Origin of the sequence: Campylobacter gracilis, from assembly GCF_001190745.1 — a bacterium.
GTDB classification, from domain to species: domain Bacteria; phylum Campylobacterota; class Campylobacteria; order Campylobacterales; family Campylobacteraceae; genus Campylobacter_B; species Campylobacter_B gracilis.
In genome coordinates, this window is the sequence record NZ_CP012196.1 from 1,193,203 (window position 1) to 1,209,527 (window position 16,325).

The 16,325-nt window shown below is 46.6% G+C and carries 13 protein-coding genes; 5 read left to right on the forward strand and 8 right to left on the reverse strand.

Translation table 11 applies throughout. From position 1 onward, the window contains the following. Positions 1-331: 331 nt before the first annotated feature. The 3 genes from sdhE to sdhA are packed head-to-tail and all read right to left on the reverse strand — an operon-like array spanning position 332 to position 4,051. Positions 332-1,189 (reverse strand): 8-methylmenaquinol:fumarate reductase membrane anchor subunit, encoded by an 858-nt coding sequence (gene sdhE, locus CGRAC_RS05985; protein WP_005870434.1) that lies wholly within the window; start codon positions 1,187-1,189, stop codon positions 332-334. A gap of 10 nt (positions 1,190-1,199) precedes the next feature. Next, entirely contained in the window at positions 1,200-2,174 is a 975-nt protein-coding gene (gene sdhB, locus CGRAC_RS05990; protein ID WP_005870432.1) for an 8-methylmenaquinol:fumarate reductase iron-sulfur subunit, read from the reverse strand. After that, complete coding sequence (gene sdhA, locus CGRAC_RS05995) at positions 2,171-4,051, reverse strand: 8-methylmenaquinol:fumarate reductase flavoprotein subunit (RefSeq protein WP_040303681.1); 1,881 nt, start codon at positions 4,049-4,051, stop codon at positions 2,171-2,173. Before sdhA ends, sdhB begins: the two co-directional genes overlap by 4 nt. Positions 4,052-4,207: 156 nt before the next feature. Between sdhA and CGRAC_RS06000 the strand changes: the two genes are divergently transcribed. Then, a complete protein-coding gene (locus tag CGRAC_RS06000; RefSeq protein ID WP_169748465.1) occupies positions 4,208-5,098 on the forward strand; it encodes a LysR family transcriptional regulator in 891 nt (296 codons plus the stop codon). A gap of 205 nt (positions 5,099-5,303) precedes the next feature. On the opposite strand, the gene CGRAC_RS06005 is transcribed toward CGRAC_RS06000, so the two are convergent. Both CGRAC_RS06005 and CGRAC_RS12310 read right to left on the reverse strand, forming a co-directional pair. After that, on the reverse strand, positions 5,304-6,920 hold the full coding sequence (locus tag CGRAC_RS06005) for a phosphoethanolamine transferase (RefSeq protein ID WP_050346325.1): 1,617 nt from the start codon (positions 6,918-6,920) through the stop codon (positions 5,304-5,306). Beyond that, on the reverse strand, positions 6,913-7,053 hold the full coding sequence (locus CGRAC_RS12310; protein WP_157753349.1) for a hypothetical protein: 141 nt from the start codon (positions 7,051-7,053) through the stop codon (positions 6,913-6,915). The genes CGRAC_RS06005 and CGRAC_RS12310 overlap by 8 nt, the downstream gene beginning before the upstream one ends. A gap of 73 nt (positions 7,054-7,126) precedes the next feature. Here CGRAC_RS12310 and CGRAC_RS06015 point away from each other — a divergent pair, with 73 nt between their 5' ends. The 4 genes from CGRAC_RS06015 to CGRAC_RS06030 all read left to right on the forward strand — a co-directional run bounded on the left by CGRAC_RS06015 (position 7,127) and on the right by CGRAC_RS06030 (position 10,781). Then, positions 7,127-7,630, forward strand: a complete 504-nt coding sequence (locus CGRAC_RS06015; RefSeq protein ID WP_005870419.1) for a PepSY domain-containing protein — start codon at positions 7,127-7,129, stop codon at positions 7,628-7,630. 13 nt (positions 7,631-7,643) lie between these two features. Further along, on the forward strand, positions 7,644-8,282 hold the full coding sequence (locus CGRAC_RS06020) for a hypothetical protein (RefSeq protein ID WP_005870418.1): 639 nt from the start codon (positions 7,644-7,646) through the stop codon (positions 8,280-8,282). Between the two features lie 131 nt (positions 8,283-8,413). After that, on the forward strand, positions 8,414-9,076 hold the full coding sequence (locus CGRAC_RS06025) for a response regulator transcription factor (protein WP_005870417.1): 663 nt from the start codon (positions 8,414-8,416) through the stop codon (positions 9,074-9,076). Further along, on the forward strand, positions 9,060-10,781 hold the full coding sequence (locus tag CGRAC_RS06030) for a sensor histidine kinase (protein WP_005870416.1): 1,722 nt from the start codon (positions 9,060-9,062) through the stop codon (positions 10,779-10,781). The genes CGRAC_RS06025 and CGRAC_RS06030 overlap by 17 nt, the downstream gene beginning before the upstream one ends. Before the next feature lie 869 nt (positions 10,782-11,650). Here the strand turns inward: CGRAC_RS06030 and CGRAC_RS06035 are convergent. The 3 genes from CGRAC_RS06035 to CGRAC_RS06045 form a co-directional block, all read right to left on the reverse strand. Continuing rightward, positions 11,651-12,412 (reverse strand): EFR1 family ferrodoxin, encoded by a 762-nt coding sequence (locus tag CGRAC_RS06035; RefSeq protein WP_005870413.1) that lies wholly within the window; start codon positions 12,410-12,412, stop codon positions 11,651-11,653. 153 nt (positions 12,413-12,565) lie between these two features. Beyond that, positions 12,566-14,110 (reverse strand): flavocytochrome c, encoded by a 1,545-nt coding sequence (locus CGRAC_RS06040; RefSeq protein WP_005870411.1) that lies wholly within the window; start codon positions 14,108-14,110, stop codon positions 12,566-12,568. A 452-nt stretch (positions 14,111-14,562) separates the two neighbouring features. Continuing rightward, positions 14,563-16,113: a flavocytochrome c gene (locus CGRAC_RS06045; RefSeq protein WP_005870408.1), complete on the reverse strand. Its 1,551-nt coding sequence runs from the start codon at positions 16,111-16,113 to the stop codon at positions 14,563-14,565. Between the last annotated feature and the right edge of the window lie 212 nt (positions 16,114-16,325).

Below are 16,325 nucleotides of genomic sequence, written 5' to 3' on the forward strand. Positions count from 1 at the left end.
CATGCACCTTAAATTTCGTTAGATTTAATTAAAATTTTATATTTATTCGTTGTCTAATTGGTTTTAAATTTAAAAATAAAAGGCGGATTAAAATTTAGCGCTGCGGGCGAAACTTTAAATTACAGCGGAGAAAGCATTAAATTTTATGAAGCATTAAAATTTACGAGGCAATGAAATTTTATCCAAGAATTTTATAGCTGCGAAAAGTATTTTAGGATAAAGTAGGCATAGGTTGGATGATTTTGTGCGATACTAGCGGGCGCACTATTTGTGCGCCACAGCGAAGTATTTTTGCAAAATCATCCGTTAAATTTTAGAAAATTTCCAAAGATCAGCTTACCAATCTCGTTGCATCTTGGATATTGATGTTTAGTCCAAGCTGCTCGTTGCTTAGCCCAAGAGCAAGACCTACCAGCTGAGATAGGTGGATGATCGGCTTTCTTGCCTTGGAGTTCATCGCTTCTTGGTATCGCTCCTGATAGATATCAAGCTGCATCTGGCATAGCGGACAAGGCGTAACTACGACGTCTGCTCCATGCTCGGCAGCGTCATTTACGATCTCGCTTGACATTTTAGATACCGATTTTACCGCTGGATAGCTAGCGTGAAAGCCGCAGCAATCAAGGCGTTTTTCAAAAGGCACTATCTGAGCACCAAGTGCGCTAACTACCGCTTCAAAGCTTTTCGGATTGGTCGAGCTCTCTTTCTTAAGCTCGCGCTCCGGTCTTAATGAGTGGCAGCCGTAAAATAGCGCTACTTTTAAATTTGTTAGCGGTCTAACGACTTTAGCTTTTAATGTATCTAAGCTTTGATATAGCACCCAAAGCAGACTCGTAATCTCGGTGCTTCCCTGATACTGCATACCGCCCTCTTTTAAAAAGGTATTGATATAGCTTTTTGCTCCCTTATCTAGAGTAAGTTTAGCCTTGGTTAGAGTTAGCATACAGGTGGAGCATGTAGTTAGCAGAGGCATCTTCATACCCTCGGCTAGCGCGATGTTTCTGGCATTGGCTACTAGGCTTGCCATAGGATCGACGCATTGAGCTTGACTAGCCCCGCAGCAGCTCCAGCCTTTTATCTCATGAAGTTTAATACCCAGCACCGGAGCGATCGCTTCAAGTGAAATTTTAGACTCCTTTGCGGCTTGACTTAAAACGCAACCCGGGAAAAATGCAAATTCGTTATTCATCCTCTCCTCCTTATTCTATCTCGCCGCTAGCTTGAGCCTTGCGTGCGGTCTCTATCATCTTAACGAGCCCTGCATGACCCTCGATCTCCTCGCCTCCGAATACGTGCAAAGGATTCATCTTGCCCGCAGCCATTAAATTTGCCGCTACGTCCATCTTACCCATATTTGCAAATACGCCTTCGCTTCTCAAAGCAAGCTTGATCTCGTTTAGCCTTCCGCTTCCCTCTACGATATCTAGTAGGAACGCCTCGGCATGACCAGGACCGCTTCCTGCGGTTAAGCCCTTTTTCATCGCTAGGGCGCGAAGTGCGGTGATATCGCTTTGAGCGCTTATACCTTTAGGGCAGCGATCGGCGCACTCTTGGCAGTGCACGCATAGCCATAATCCGTTTAGTACCGCAGGCTTTAGATGAGGCATAGCGTCCTTGCTTCTTGAATCAAATGCGGCGCGGTTAGCATGGGTAAAAACAAAGGGCTGCATATAATCGCTCGCATCGGCTCCAAGCTTATTGCATTCGCTAGCGCAACATCCGCAAAGGATGCAATCCCACTGCTTTTTGACGCGCTCCATCTGCTCTGGGCTTTGCTTACAGCCCTTATCGGCGCTAAATTCTTTCTTAGGCGTAATGGTCGGTTTGATCTTTCTTAAATTCTCGATACTAGGCTCCCAGTCCACCACCAGATCCGAAATCACTCGGAAATTATTTAGCGGCGAGATCGTAAAGCTATCGGGGTTTTCATACTCCGCAAGCAAAGCCTCCATCTTGGTATCGCAGGCGAGATATGAGTGCCCGTTTACCCTCACGGCACAGGCTCCACATATCGCCATACGGCACGCTGCGGTAAAATTTAAAGTGATGTCTAAATTTTGCTTAATAAACTGCAAAACTCCAAGCAGGGTCTTTCCTTTGATCTGCTCCAAACTAAGCTCGTAGGCTTGCTTATAATTTTTGCTTCCATCGAAGCGGTCTATGATAAATTTCATTGGGGTTTCCTTCCGTCAAGAGAGAATTCCGTAACGACGACCTCTTTGTAGCCCAAGCTTAGCTCGCCTGCGTCGTTCATCGTCACGATACTGTGCTTTAAGAAATTTTTATCGTCGCGCTTCGGATAATCCTCTCTGGTATGCGCGCCGCGGCTTTCCAGCCTCTTTTGCGCAGCCAAACACGCACAGCGCGCAAGCAGGATCAAATTTCCAAGCTCAACATAGTCGGTAAATGCGGTATTCATAACCGGATTTGCATCCGCAACGTGCAGCTCGTCGTAGCGCGCTTTAATGCCCTCTAAATTTTGCGAAAGCAGATCGAGCTTCTCGCCTGTTCTAAAGATGCCCATATTGTCCCAAAGCTGCGCGCCTAGCTCTTCGCGTAACTCATACATCTCGTTTGCCTTGCCCGAGCCGTTTGCGATCTGCTTAAATTTAGCCTGCCATTTTTGCGCGAGCTCGCTCGCTCTTTTACCGTCACCAAAACCGCTTTGTTTTGCAGCATAATCCGCTGCGCCGAGCCCTGCAAGCTTGCCCGTTACAACGGCGTCGGTTAAAGAATTTCCGCCTAAGCGGTTTGCGCCGTGAATCGAGATACAAGACGCTTCGCCCGCGGTATAAAGCCCTGAAATTTTAGTGCTCATATCGTCAAATTTTGTGACTTCAATGCCGCCCATCGAGTAGTGTGCAGTAGGACGAATCGGAATCGGCTCCTCGATCAGATCGATGCCCTCAAATAAAATAGCGGTGTGTCTAATTTTAGGAAGGGCTTTTAAAATTTTATCTTTTCCGAGATGTCTTACGTCAAGTAGCACGTATGCGCCGAGCCCCTCGCCGTAGCCCCTGCCCTCGCGAATCTCGGTTTCGATTGCGCGAGCTACGACATCGCGCGGCGCAAGCTCCATCTTTTCGTGGTAATTTTTCATAAAGCGCTCGCCTTTGTTATTGAGCAGATATCCGCCCTCGCCGCGCGCAGCTTCGGTAATGAGCGCGCCGCCGCTTTTGATGCCTGTGGGATGAAACTGCACCATCTCGGGATCGCTAAATCCAAGACCTGCGCGCAGTGCCGCCGCGATACCGTCACCGGTGGCGATATAAGGTACCGAGGTGCGGTTGTAAAACATCCTCGTATATCCGCCCGTAGCGATTACCAAGGCTTTGCAAAGCACCGGATAAAAATCGCCGGTTTGGATATTTCGAAGCACGACGCCCTCGCATTTGCCCTCAGGCGCGCTGATCTCAAGCAGCTCGTGATCGATTAGAAATTTCACGCCGTTGCTGACCGCATCGTCAAAACAGGCGTGCATCAAGATATGACCCGTCTTATCGGCGGAGTAGTTGCATCGTTTTTTAGACGCGCCGCCCATGAAGCGTTGCGCTACGCCGCCCGGGACGCCGCTTTCTTTGCCGTCCACGCCGCCGCTGGCGTTTCTTGAAAATAGCGTGCCGATGTAATCCATCTCGGCAATCGTAGGACCCGCGAGTTCGCAAAATTTAATCGCGGCGTCCTGATCTACGAGATATGCGCCACCCTTTACGGTATCGTAGGCGTGAAGTTTGTATGAATCGCCGCCACTGAAACTCGTAACGCCGTTGATACCGCCTTCTGCCATACAGGTAGCGTTGCGCGAAGGCATCATCTTCGTAGCCACGACTACGCTGAGATTTGGATTACTCTTTCTTACCGCTACGGCTGCGCGCAAACCCGCGCCTCCCGAGCCGATAACGAGTACGTCCACACTAGGAAGGCCGCCTTCGTTGCCGCCGTCTGCGCTTTTACTCTTGTCGGTATCCACGCAGCCGCTAAGGCTAAGCGCGCCGACGCTGATACAGGCGGATTTTAAGAAATCGCGTCTGTTAAAATTTGATTCGCTCATTTTCCTCTCCATTTGAGAAATTCTTAGCTTAAGTTTAAAGTTCTAAACTAAAAACGTAATTTTAGTTTCATTTTTAACATAAGTCAAATATTATTTAGTGTATCATTTCATAAGAATTAGATTATCAATTGGAGAGGCTAAATGAATTTGCATCGCATGGAGCTAGTATTAAAAGTAGCAGAATTCCGCAGCTTTACTAAGGCTGCCGAAGCACTTAAAATCCCGCAGCCGTCGCTATCGCAGAGCATTTTATCGCTGGAACGTGAGCTTGGAACGCAGCTTTTTAACCGCACGAGTAATCCCATTTCGCTTACGCGCGCGGGAAAAATTTACGCTAGTAAAGCCAAAGTCATTTTTGACGCCATAAACGACCTAAAAAGCGATATTTCTGAAATAAGCGGCGTAAAAAATGATAAAATTCGCATCGGTTTTTCGCAAAACGGCTATAATCTACTGCCGTCGCTACTGCCGATGTTTTGCAAGAAATTTAAGGATTCGGATCTGCAAATCACGCAGTTTTCTTCTGCGCTTAGCATTCGTGAAATGCTACTTCAGGGCGATCTTGATGTCGGTATGCTGATACTGCCCATTGATATGAGCGGACTTGACGGGGTTAAAATTCTAACGCAAAAAACCTATGTCGCTCTAAGCTCCACCCATCCGCTCTCGCTTGAGTTTAAAAACGAATCTGTTCCTAAAATTGACATTTCGCGCTTAAAAGAGGAAAGATTCATCCTGCCTAATCAAAGCCTAAGAAGCGCCGAGCAGATAGATGCATTTTTTGCTGCTGCGGGATTTGCGCCGAAAGTGTTGTGTCGCACGGAGACTTTTGATATCGCCAATGCTATCGTCGCAAGCGGCGCAGGAGCGTGCTTTAGCATACCGCAGATGATAAAAGAGGATAAGGCGAGCAGGATAAAGCTCTTTGATGTAGGCGCGCGTGAGCTCGATAATACGCTGATAATTGCCTACAAAAAAGGCAAACGTCTAAACCATCTAGCGCAGGCATTTATCAAAACTGCACGTAAAATTTCTAATGAAATTTAAAATTCATAGCTCGCAACGATAAATGATAGATTGAGTTTTTGCAGCACTTTGCCTCTCTTTTAGCTTTTGCATAAAAATTTTTAGAGCAGATTTTGCTCAAACTTGGGATAAAATTTCAAACTAAGCTTAAATTAGAATTTTGCCAATAGAATTTTTTATTGCTAAAATTTCACTTACAATTTACGACGGAATTTAGCGCGAAATTCTAATTTTTCACTCCATTTAAAATATCCAAATCCTTGTTATACACCTTAGTATCTACTTCAAAAATTCCAAGCAGCGTGTGAAAAAGATTATCGTGCGAAAAAGCGTCATCCTTGTGCGATTTAAGCGCACTTAGATCATATCTTTCGCGCATTTTTCCCTCACCTAACCAAACGATAGCGCCGATATGCTTTTGCGCCTCTGGAGCGAAAAGATAGGGCATACCGTGCAGATAAACGCCGCCCTCGCCGAGGCTCTCGCCGTGATCGCTCATATAGATCATCGCCGTTTCGTGCGTCTTAGAATACGGTTTTAAAAAATTTATAACCCTACTTAAAAAATAATCCGTGTATAAAATCGCGTTATCATAGGCGTTTGAAATTTCTTGCTGCGAGCAGTTTTCAAGCTCGTTATCGCGGCAAACGGGGCTAAATTTTTCAAATTCTTTCTTATAGCGCTTAAAATACGCAGGCCCGTGATTGCCCATCTGATGCAGCACGATTAACACGTCTTTGCCCGCGTTTTCGGCGACAAATTTATCAAGCCCTGCAAGCATCCCCTCATCCCTGCACTCTACGTCGCAGATTGGATTATTTTGCGGAATTTTAAAATCCTGATATTTCACGCGCAGCGCCACACCTTTGGAATCGGAATTGTTATCGCGCCACAAAATCGCCATGTCATCAGCGCGGTTTAGTATGTCTAATACGTTTTGCTCCTCTGCGGCCTTTTCGACACTAAATTCATCGCGATTTAACAGCGAAAACATGCACGGCACGCTTTGCGCCGTCGAAGTGCCGCAAGAATGGGTATTGCTTAGGCTTACGACACCCTGCTCTTTAGCTAGCAGCGGATTAGTATCTCGCTCGTAGCCGTTTAGCGAAAATCTATCCGCTCTCGCCGCTTCACCCACGACTACGACGACGAGCTTTTTTGGGCTTGTGGAATTTTTATCGATATGCGCGTCCGTAGCGATTTGCATCAGAGGCTGCGAGCCTTGCTTTTTGGATTTTGCGACAAATTTAACGCCGCTGTAGATCCAATATCCGGGATTTGCGTAGCTGCGTAAAATTTTATGCTCTCTGAAAAACGACGCGTAGTATTTGCTAAATCCAAAAAGCAGGGCCGCAATGATTATTATGCAAATGCCCGCTGTTTTGAGTTTAGCTAAAATTTCAAATTTAAGCGGACGGTAGCTAACGCGCGAGCGAGCAATCAGCACGCAAGGTAAGACGCCCAGCACCAGCACATAAATCGCCAGTCGCAGACTGAAAAGATCCGCGGACTCGGCAAAGTTCGTCTGGGCTGCGTTACGTATCATCTCAGAATCGATTACGACGTTATAGCTATCCATAAAATACGCTGTAAACGACGAAATAAAAAAACAGATCATCAAAATCGGCTTGGTCGTATAACGCGAGCTAAAAATCGTAAAAAATAGCGTCAAAAAAGCGATCAAAGCCGCCACGTCGCAGACAAGATAGATAAAATTTAGCCCCGAGATTCCGTATGCATTTATGATATTTTTGAAAAAAGAGAAGTTAAAAAATGCCACAAAAGCAAGCGAGCTTAGAAAAATAAGCTTCTGCTGCGACGGATTTTTGAAAAAGCTAGGCACGAAGCGTTCCTTGAGATAAAATTTCAAGTTGAAATTTTACGGCGTTTTGGTAAATGCTCGGAAATTCCGCGCTTCGTATCTCACAAATCGCAGCAAAATTTTTGTGAAATTTTAAAATTCTTCGCGTATTCATCTTAGCTTCATCTTGGAATTTTAAAATTGCGCCATCCAAAATAAATTTGGAAATCAAATCAAAAGGATTAAAGATGAAAAATCTTAAAGCTTTAGGCGCACTCGCCACTACATTCGCCCTTGCGGGCGCATTAAACGCAGGAAGTTTTAGCGAAAAAGACGCTAAAGTTTCATTCGATCAAGCAATAGGGATCGCGCAACAAAACTTTGGTGACGCGACTATAAAAAGCGTAGAAATCGACGATGAGCACGGAAGGCTCGTCTATGAGATCGAGTCGTATAAAGAAGGTAGCGAAAGCGAGATCAAAATCGACGCTCAAAGCGGCGAAATTTTAAAAACTCAAACGCAAAAGAAGCTAAAGCCTAGTAAAATTGATTATTCGCAGGTCAAAATCAGTGCCGCAGACGCTCGCGCCAAAGCACTTAGCGCAAACGCCGGCTGGGATTTTCGCGAGGTTGACTTAGAAAGCAACGGCGGTAAGCCTGCATACGAAGTCAAACTACGCCAAGGCATGAGCAAAAAAGAGGTGCTAATCGACGCCGCTACGGGCGTGCAGATCTTGCAGTGTCAAAAATAAGCAAAGGTGCGAGATGAAAAATCAAAGCTTAAAGGGTGGAGCAGATAACTCCGCCCAAACTAGTGAGGCTTTGGACACTAGGGATTTTAGCATAAATGAAAACGTTGATGCTATAATTTATGATGCCCAAAATGCAGGCGCGGCTAAAAATTTAGATGAAAATGCGCAAGATTTTTCGGTAAATTTAGCAAGTGAAACAAGCGAGCGGAATCTCGCGTCCTGCGAGCAAAATTCTAAAGATTTTTCTAGCGTGGAATGTTGCGAAAAGCAAAAGAATTTTGTAGATGCGAAAGATTGTGAGGGCGAGCGGAATTCTTCGCAGACGCAAGACTTATCAAGTGCGCAAAATTTCGCTAGCGAGCAAAATTTCGCCGATACACAAAATTTTTCTGATACAAGTAATTTAGCAAGCGCGCGAGATTCTGCCAGCGCAGCAAGCTGCGCGGAGGCTTGTAATTCTTGCAAGCCGGTGCTTTGCAGCCGCTGCAAACGCGAAATCGCTAAGCAAAATTTCAAGCTTGGCTGCGTAGGATTTGGGCTTTTTGCGTTAAATATCGCAGCAGGTGCCCTAAATTTTTTAGGGCGGTTAGGAAGCGTAGCGGATAAAAAGGCAAACGAGATTAGAGCTAGACAAAAGGCGTCTGCGAATTAGCGCAGCTCCCAACGCTACTGAAATTTGACGGTGCATAAAGCGAGCGGGTTTACACATCCAAGGCGCCGCAAAATTTATGCGTTTTTGGCTAAAATGGCGGATTAGAATTAGCAAAATTTTAAAGGAACGCTTTGAAAATTTTACTTGTCGAGGATGAAAAAGATCTAAATCAAATCATCGCAAAATGTCTGAAAAAGGACGGCTACAGCGTAGATTGCGCCTTTTGCGGCAAGGAAGCGCTAGAGTTTTTGGATGTCGCGAAATATGACGCTATCGTGCTTGATGCGATGATGCCCGTGATGGACGGCTTTGAGTTTTTGAAGGCGGCGCGGGCGCGCGGACTTGGAACGCCGGTTTTATTTTTAACTGCGCGGGACGCCAAAGAAGATATCATCGCAGGGCTTGATCTGGGCGCAGACGATTATATGGTTAAGCCCTTTGATTTTCGTGAGCTTTTGGCGCGACTTCGCGCAATTATCAGGCGTAAAAACGCTACTGCGGATAACGAAATTATCATAAGGCAAGTGCGCCTAAATTTAAGCAAAAAATCGGTCGTCTGCGCGGGCGAGGTGGTGGAGCTAACGGGTAAGGAATATAGAATTTTAGAGCTTTTAATGCTAAATCGCGGTGCGATTTTAAGCCGCGAACAAATCGGCGAGAGCATTTGGGATTTTAGCGACGAAGCAAGCTCAAATGTTATCGATGTTTTAATCAAAAATATCCGCAAAAAGCTAGGCGAGCACGGCGATATAATAGAAACGAAGCGAGGGCTTGGCTATGTCGTGGCAAAATAGCAAGATTTGGATTAAAATTTCGGCGATTGCGAAGCAGATTTTTGTCACTACGGCGCTTTTCATATTAAAATTCGTGCGAAATTTTAAACAGAATTTTACGCATAATTTTGCGTGTTTAAAGAAAAGCCACAAGAAAAATCCCACGCAAAATATCGAGTTAAACCGGGCTCTAAATTCTACTCAAAGCCGGGCGTCAAATTTTAAACGGAATTCCACGCAAAATCCGGCATCAAATTCCGCGCCAAATTTTTCTGCTACAAGCGCAACGCCTGATCTAGCGCAAAATTCTAATAGCGTTCTCGCGCAAAATCAAGGACAAAATTTCGTGTCTAAAATCGCGATAAGAAATTTAACTCAAGCCTTAGTCCTTGCATTCTCAACTGCTAAAGAAAATTTTAGCTCACGCGCGCTACCTATCAGCCTACGCGTGACGCTTTATTACAGTGTATTTATTTTGGCGCTTGCAGGCGCTATTATCGGCATTTGCGGCTATATTTTAGACGAAGTATCAGGAAGCTCCGTCAGCCAAAAAAAGCTTGCCCATCTAGTGCAAAAAGCCGCGCGCGAGGGAAAATTTAAAAGCTTTGATGACGGTGTATTTTTCTACGAACATGACGGACAAAGCGGCGTGATCGCGGGGTTTGTGCCTAAAGGCTTCGATCCTGCGTTGCCGCTCTCGCGTCAAGGCGCGCGCGAGGTGGAGCTTGACGACGATGAGTTTTTCTATTATGACGCGCAGATCAAAGGACGCAGCGCATGGATACGCGGCGTCATCGCAGTTAGCGAGTTTGAGCTTGCGATGAAGCGCGTGATGCTAATCGCTCTTATCCTATCGCCGCTATTTGTAGTGCTCGTCATCTACGGCGGCTACGCGATCATAAAAAGAGCGTTTAAGCCCGTGCGCACTATGTCGCGTACAGCTAGCGAGATCGGAGCTAGCGGCGATTTTACGCGGCGAATAGAACTACCGCGAGGCAAGGATGAGCTAAGCGCGCTCGCGGCTACGTTTAATGAAATGCTAGCATCGCTGCAAAGCGCGTTTGAGCGCGAGCGGCAGCTAAGCGCCGACATTTCGCATGAGCTGCGTACGCCTGCTGCCGTCATACTGGCTCAAAGCGACTACGCCCTAGCCTACGAACAAGACGCGAGCGAGGCAAAGGAGAGTTTCGCGGTCATCAATAATCAAGCGCGTAAAATTTCGGCGCTAATAGAGCAAATTTTAGAGCTTGCCCGCTTGCAGCGCGGCGTGTGTTTGGCACCCGTAAGCTTAAACAAAATCGCAAGCGAGTGTGCGCAAGACTTTCAACTTTTGTGCGCACAAAAAGGGCTAAGCTTTAGCTCGCAGATAGCCGAGGGCGTGCGCGTAAACGGCGATGAGCTGCTTTTGACCAGGCTGATTAACAATCTTTTAAGCAATGCTTTAAAATTTACGCGCAGCAGCGTCGTTTTAGAGCTTTGCGCGAGCGCAGACGCGTGCGAACTTAGCATAAGCGACGATGGAGAGGGCATAGAGCCTGCTTTGCAAACTAAAATTTGGGACAAGCTCTATCAAATCGAGCGTTCCAGAAATCGCGAGCAAAATAGCGGCGCAGGGCTCGGGCTAGCCATCGCCTCACAAATCGCAAAGATCCATAATGCGCAGATTTTACTACGTAGCGAAGTAGAACGCGGAAGCAAATTTAGCGTAAAGTTTAAGAAGGTTTAGGCGGTTTTGTGGGCTTGGTGGCGCAAAGAAATGCTGGGCGGCGAAATTCTTAAAATTTTATCGCCTATTGTTGCTTAAAATTTAACGACTATAGCCGTATATAGGGGCGATGGTGTAATTTTAATTAGGCCGGCGTCGCCAATAATATCGGATGATTTTTGCGATAGTCGTGCGCTTTTAAATTTAAATGGGTCAAATTTTAAAATTTAGTTTTACCGAGAAATTCCGCGGCAAATTAATAAGGCAAGGCGCAGCATTTTGCCTTGGGCGAAGTGATAAGGCAAGCGCTTTAGAGCTTAAGTAGGCCGGCGCGGGTAATTTAAGAATTTTGAGATATGCGGCAAAATAAGCCTTCGCTGAAATTTCACGACGCAGTATTACAGGATAAACCTTTGCTAAAATTCTAAGACGCCACATTCGGTTCTAAAGAATTTAAATTTAGGAGTATCTAGCGACCAAGTAAAATTTAAATACGGAGCAAAAAAGACAGACTGAGATTTAAGACCGCCTACATAAGCGAAATTTTGTCTTTTTGCCTGCTTCGTCCTCGTAGCTTACGGCGATATAATCAAAGCCGTTTGCCTTACCTCGTCCCATGAGGCAGCCCCGCCGTTTATTAGTATGACCCTACCGCGCTCGTCGGTCTCGTATCCGTCCATTTAGTCGTCGTAGTGATTTCTGTAGCCAAATTTTACGCGGGTCTTGCACGGCGGTAGATTAAATTTCACTATATAGCTACGGGCTACTTTTCTGCGCCATATTCGTCGCAAAACGTCGCGCCTTAGCCGTACGCAGTGCTATCAAAAAGTAAAATTTCCTCGCCCGTTTTTACGCATTTAATTGCGAGCTTGCATGGTATGAGCTCGCCCTCACAAGTCCGCAGGGATGGAATTTCCTAAATTTTTCGCCCTGCCTAGGATCGTAATCGCTCTGCGTTCGCATATATTTACGCACCTGTAGCAAAGCGTGCACTCATCGCCGAATTGCGCCTTTTTGCAAGCGAGCTTTATGTTTTGCATCGGGCAGGGTTTGACGCAGGCCCCGCATCCGCTGCATCGCGATGGATCGAGGCTCGGCTTGCGCTTGGCAAAGGGGCTTTTATCCCAAATTTTCATCCAAAGTCGCTGTCCTAAAAACCCTGCGATACGACAGAGCGCGCCCAGCCCCTCTTGCGGCGGACGATTTGCGCCAAGCGCCTCCGCAACGCGTCTGACTTTAGCGTCCGCCTCTTTGATTATGCGCTCGTTTTTCGCTTGCGAGTAGCCAAAAATCGCCACGTCTAGGATGAACGCGGGCATTTTGATATGAGCGCCGCCCGTTATGTTTGCGCCGAATTGTTTTAAAACTCTAGCCGCGCACCCTGCCCCGTCGCCGCTGAAAATCTCCATCGTAGCGAGGATGAATACGTTTTTGCCGCTAAAGCTCGCGCCGTTTCGGTAGAGGAAGTCGCGCACGATACGCGGTAGGTCGCTAAAATAGACGGGATATGCCAAAATGACGTCGTTGTGGTGCTTTAAAAGCTCGCCGCAGGCCTCGCTCTCGATCGAGACGCAGACGCCGCCAAGATGAGCGATGAGCCTACTCGCGCAATGCTTCGTGTTGCCCGTGGCGCTAAAATAGATCGCTATCATACGCGTCTCCCAAACTATGCGAATTTCGGTAAAATTTAACCCTTACCGAATAAATAGAATTTTACGCTTCTTTTGCATTGCATAAAATTTTAAAATTTAGACGTGACGGCGAAATTTAAATATGCCGTCGCGCCCTAAAAAAGCAAAATCAATTCAGATATTTTCTGCCGCCACCATGCCAAAAACCATACAATCAGCCATGCTCATAGTACCGAGTCTACTTGCGCCGTGAACGCCACCGGTGATTTCGCCCGCAGCGTATAGCCCTGCGATCGGCTCGCCGCTAGCTGCGTCGATAACCTGGGCTTTGGTATTGATCTGCACGCCGCCCATGCAGTAAAGAATTTTCGGGCTTGTTTGGCACGCATAAAATGGAGCTTTTGATACGTCGATACCGCTTACGTCGGCTTTTGTCAAAGGCTTGCCAAACTCCGGGTCACTTCCTGCTTTGACATAGCCGTTAAAATCCGCGATGGTTTTTAAAAACGGCTCCAGCGGAATTTTATAAAATTTTGCAAGCTCTTCCAAGGTATTAAATTTTTTAATTGAGCCTGCTTCTACACCTTTTGACGTATAGACCGGATTATTTGCATCAACTGCGGCTTGATCGCAGATATTTACGGGGTAGTTGTCGTTATTTTCGCTCTCCGCCATGCATTTAAATATCGCTTCGGTTTTGATCTTGCGCCCGGCGTGCTCGTTCATAAAGCGTTTGCCCGTCTTTGGATCGACGGTTAGACCATAGTCGTTAGCGCAGTGATTTGAAAATAGCGCAGAAGTACCAAATCCCTTCTCGCTAGGATTAGTATAAGGATTTAGTTGAATCCAGCTGAGTTGCAAAGGATTCGCACCTAGCTTCATCGCCGCGATAAGCGTACCTGCGGTAGCACCGGGTTGGCTTACGGTTTCGATATTGTCTTTTAGATACGGCACCTGCTGCGCGCGAAACCACTTATCCGAACTGTATCCGCCCGCAGCCAAAATGACGCCATCTTTGGCTTTAAAAAATTTTACTTCGCCACTTTTGTTTTCCCTATCATCGCTAGCAAGCTGCGGATCGAACTTATATTCTTCGCGACACTTTACGCCTACGACGCGACCGCTGTCATCCACGACAAAATCATCAAATTTAGTACGCTTCTTGATTACAGCATTTGCATTTTCCTCGATCGCCTTATGCATCGGCTGGATGTAGCCCGAGCCGCTAGCATTTTTGGCCTGTACGGCGCGCTTTAGCGAGTGTCCGCTAGCAGATATCACCTTGCCCGAAAACTCCACTCCGATGCTTTTTAGGTATTCAAAAGCGTCGCCTGCACGGTCGTAGATGACGCCTAGCAAATCTATATGATTTAAATTTAGCCCGTCTTTTAGGCAATCTGCGATGAAAGCCTCCTTGCTATCCGTGATGCCCGCGGCTTTTTGGAATTCGTTATTTGGCACCGCCATATTGCCGGCGTTAATGACGGAATTTCCGCCCGCACGACCCATCTTTTCGATCATAAGTACCTTTTTGCCGCGCTTAAGAGCCTGAAGTGTCGCCATCGAGCCTGCAAAACCGCTACCGATAACGACAACGTCATATTCTTCGTCAAATTTTACGTCCTTAGCGTTTTGCGTTGCACTAGCGCTGCTTGCAGCCAAAGCCAGAGCTCCCGCCGCGCCGATTTTAATAAAATTTCGTCTTGAAATTTCTTGCATTTTTTGCTCCTTGCGTTGAAATTTTATAGATTATACACCCACGTAGCGAAATTTAACGTAAAGACTTAGTGATAGAATTTTAAAAATTTAGAAAAGAAAATTTTAAAAGCGCAAATTTAAAGCGAATAAATTCCGCTCCGCTAGCCGAAGGCTAGGCGTAAATTTTAAAATTTACGGCGCACGGATTTGCTCGCCGCCTGTGCGAAATTTTGCCGCCGCTATAAAATTTTAAAGTGCGCGGTATTCAAATTTAAAAGACGCGCGGCAGAATTTTAAGTGCTTTAAATTTTAAAACGCTTTGAAATTCTACGGCACGCTTTGCGGCTTTGTCTCGAAAATTTTAAAGACTCGCACAGTATTTCGGCGCAAAGCACGCACCGCTACTTCGCGCCGAAATTTAACAAAACGCGCGTTGACAACCGCTTCGCGCCGAAATTTCGCGGGCGCTAAATTTAAGCCCCGATTGTTTCGCCAGCGATCATTCCGAAAACCATACAATCAAGTATCGCGTAGGTTCCGAGCCTACTTGCGCCGTGCACGCCGCCGGTTACCTCGCCCGCAGCCCAAAGCCCCGGGATCGGCTCGTGAGTAAGGCTAGAGATGACCTGAGCTTTGGTGTTGATCTCAAGTCCGCCCATCGTATGGTGCACCTTCGGCATCGTGCGGCTTGCGTAAAACGGTGGCTTGGAAACGTCGATGCCGTCCAGTTTATCGACAACCTTGCCGAATTCCGGATCTTTGCCCGCTTTGACGTAAGAGTTATAATCCGCGACGGTCTTTAAAAACGGCTCCAGCGGCAGATTGTAAGCCTTCGCAAGCTCCTCTAGAGTGTTAAATTTTTTCACGACGCCCGCTTCTAGAGGCCTTGAGGTATAGACTGGGTTACGCGCGGCGACGGCTTGAGAGTCGCAGACGTTTACCGGATAGTTGTCGTTTTTCTCGCTCTCGGCGATAACCTTAAAGCAAGCGTCTGCCTTAATCTTGCGTCCTGCGTGCTCGTCCATAAAGCGCTTGCCCGTCTTTGGATCGACGGTAAGACCGTAGGTGTTGCAGCAGTGATTAGTAAAATTTACCGCAGCGCCGAAGCCCTTCTCATCTGGCGAGCAATATGGAAGGAACTGAATCCACGACGTAAGAAGCGTAAATGCGCCGATTCTATTTGCCGCTAGCATCGCTCCCGCCGAGCTTCCCGGATGGTTGGTGCTATCTATGCTAGGCACTACGCGCGGATCTTGGATCTGGCGATACCATAGATCGCGTCCGTATCCGCCCGAAGCTAGCAAAACGCCGTCTTTGGCTTTATAGCTCTTTTTCTCGCCGCTTTTATTTTCCAAATCGTCGCTAAAAAGTTTCGGATCAAATTTATACTCCTCGCGAGCTTCTACACCCACGACGCGGCCGCTATCATCCACGATAAAATCGTCAAATTTCGTGCGGGTCTTGATCGTGACGTTAGGATCGTTTTGAAGTTTACCCATCATCGGCTGGATGTAGCCCGAGCCTGAGCCGTTGGTCGATTGTAAGCTTCTTGCGACGCTATGGCCGCTCTCAAATATCAGCTTATCGCTAAATTCCGCTCCGCAGCTAGTTAAAAGATCCACCGCATCGTTGCTGCGATCAAACATCACGCCCAAAAGATCGGTATGATTGAGCCCGAGTCCGTCTTTTACGGCATCGGCGATAAAAAGCTCCTTACTATCTTTGATACCTTGTGCGACTTGAAATTTATTCATCGGAGCAGCCATATTTCCGCCGTTGATGACGGAATTTCCGCCCGCGCGACCCATCTTTTCAAGCACCAGCACCTTTTTACCGCGCCCGCTAGCTTTAATCGCCGCAGCAAGTCCCGCAAAACCGGTGCCGATGATGACGATATCGTATTCCTCGTCAAATTTGACATCCTTGGCGTTTTGCGCTGCAGTCGCGCTACTAGCCCCCAGCGCAAGTGCCCCCGCACCCACCGCGCTAATCTTTAAAAAACTACGTCTTGATACGTCTTGCATTTGCAACTCCTTTAATTGAAAGTGTATATTTAAAAGAAATGATAACTCGAATTTAAAGGTAAGTCAAATAGAATAACGTTATAAATAGATAGTAAAAAGCTATGAAATATGGGCGTTGATATAAAATTTTGAAATTCGGCGGGCGAGCGGAATTAAAATTTTAAAATTTTATCAGGCGTTCGTTTACAAATATCTGTCGAGCATAAAAGAGC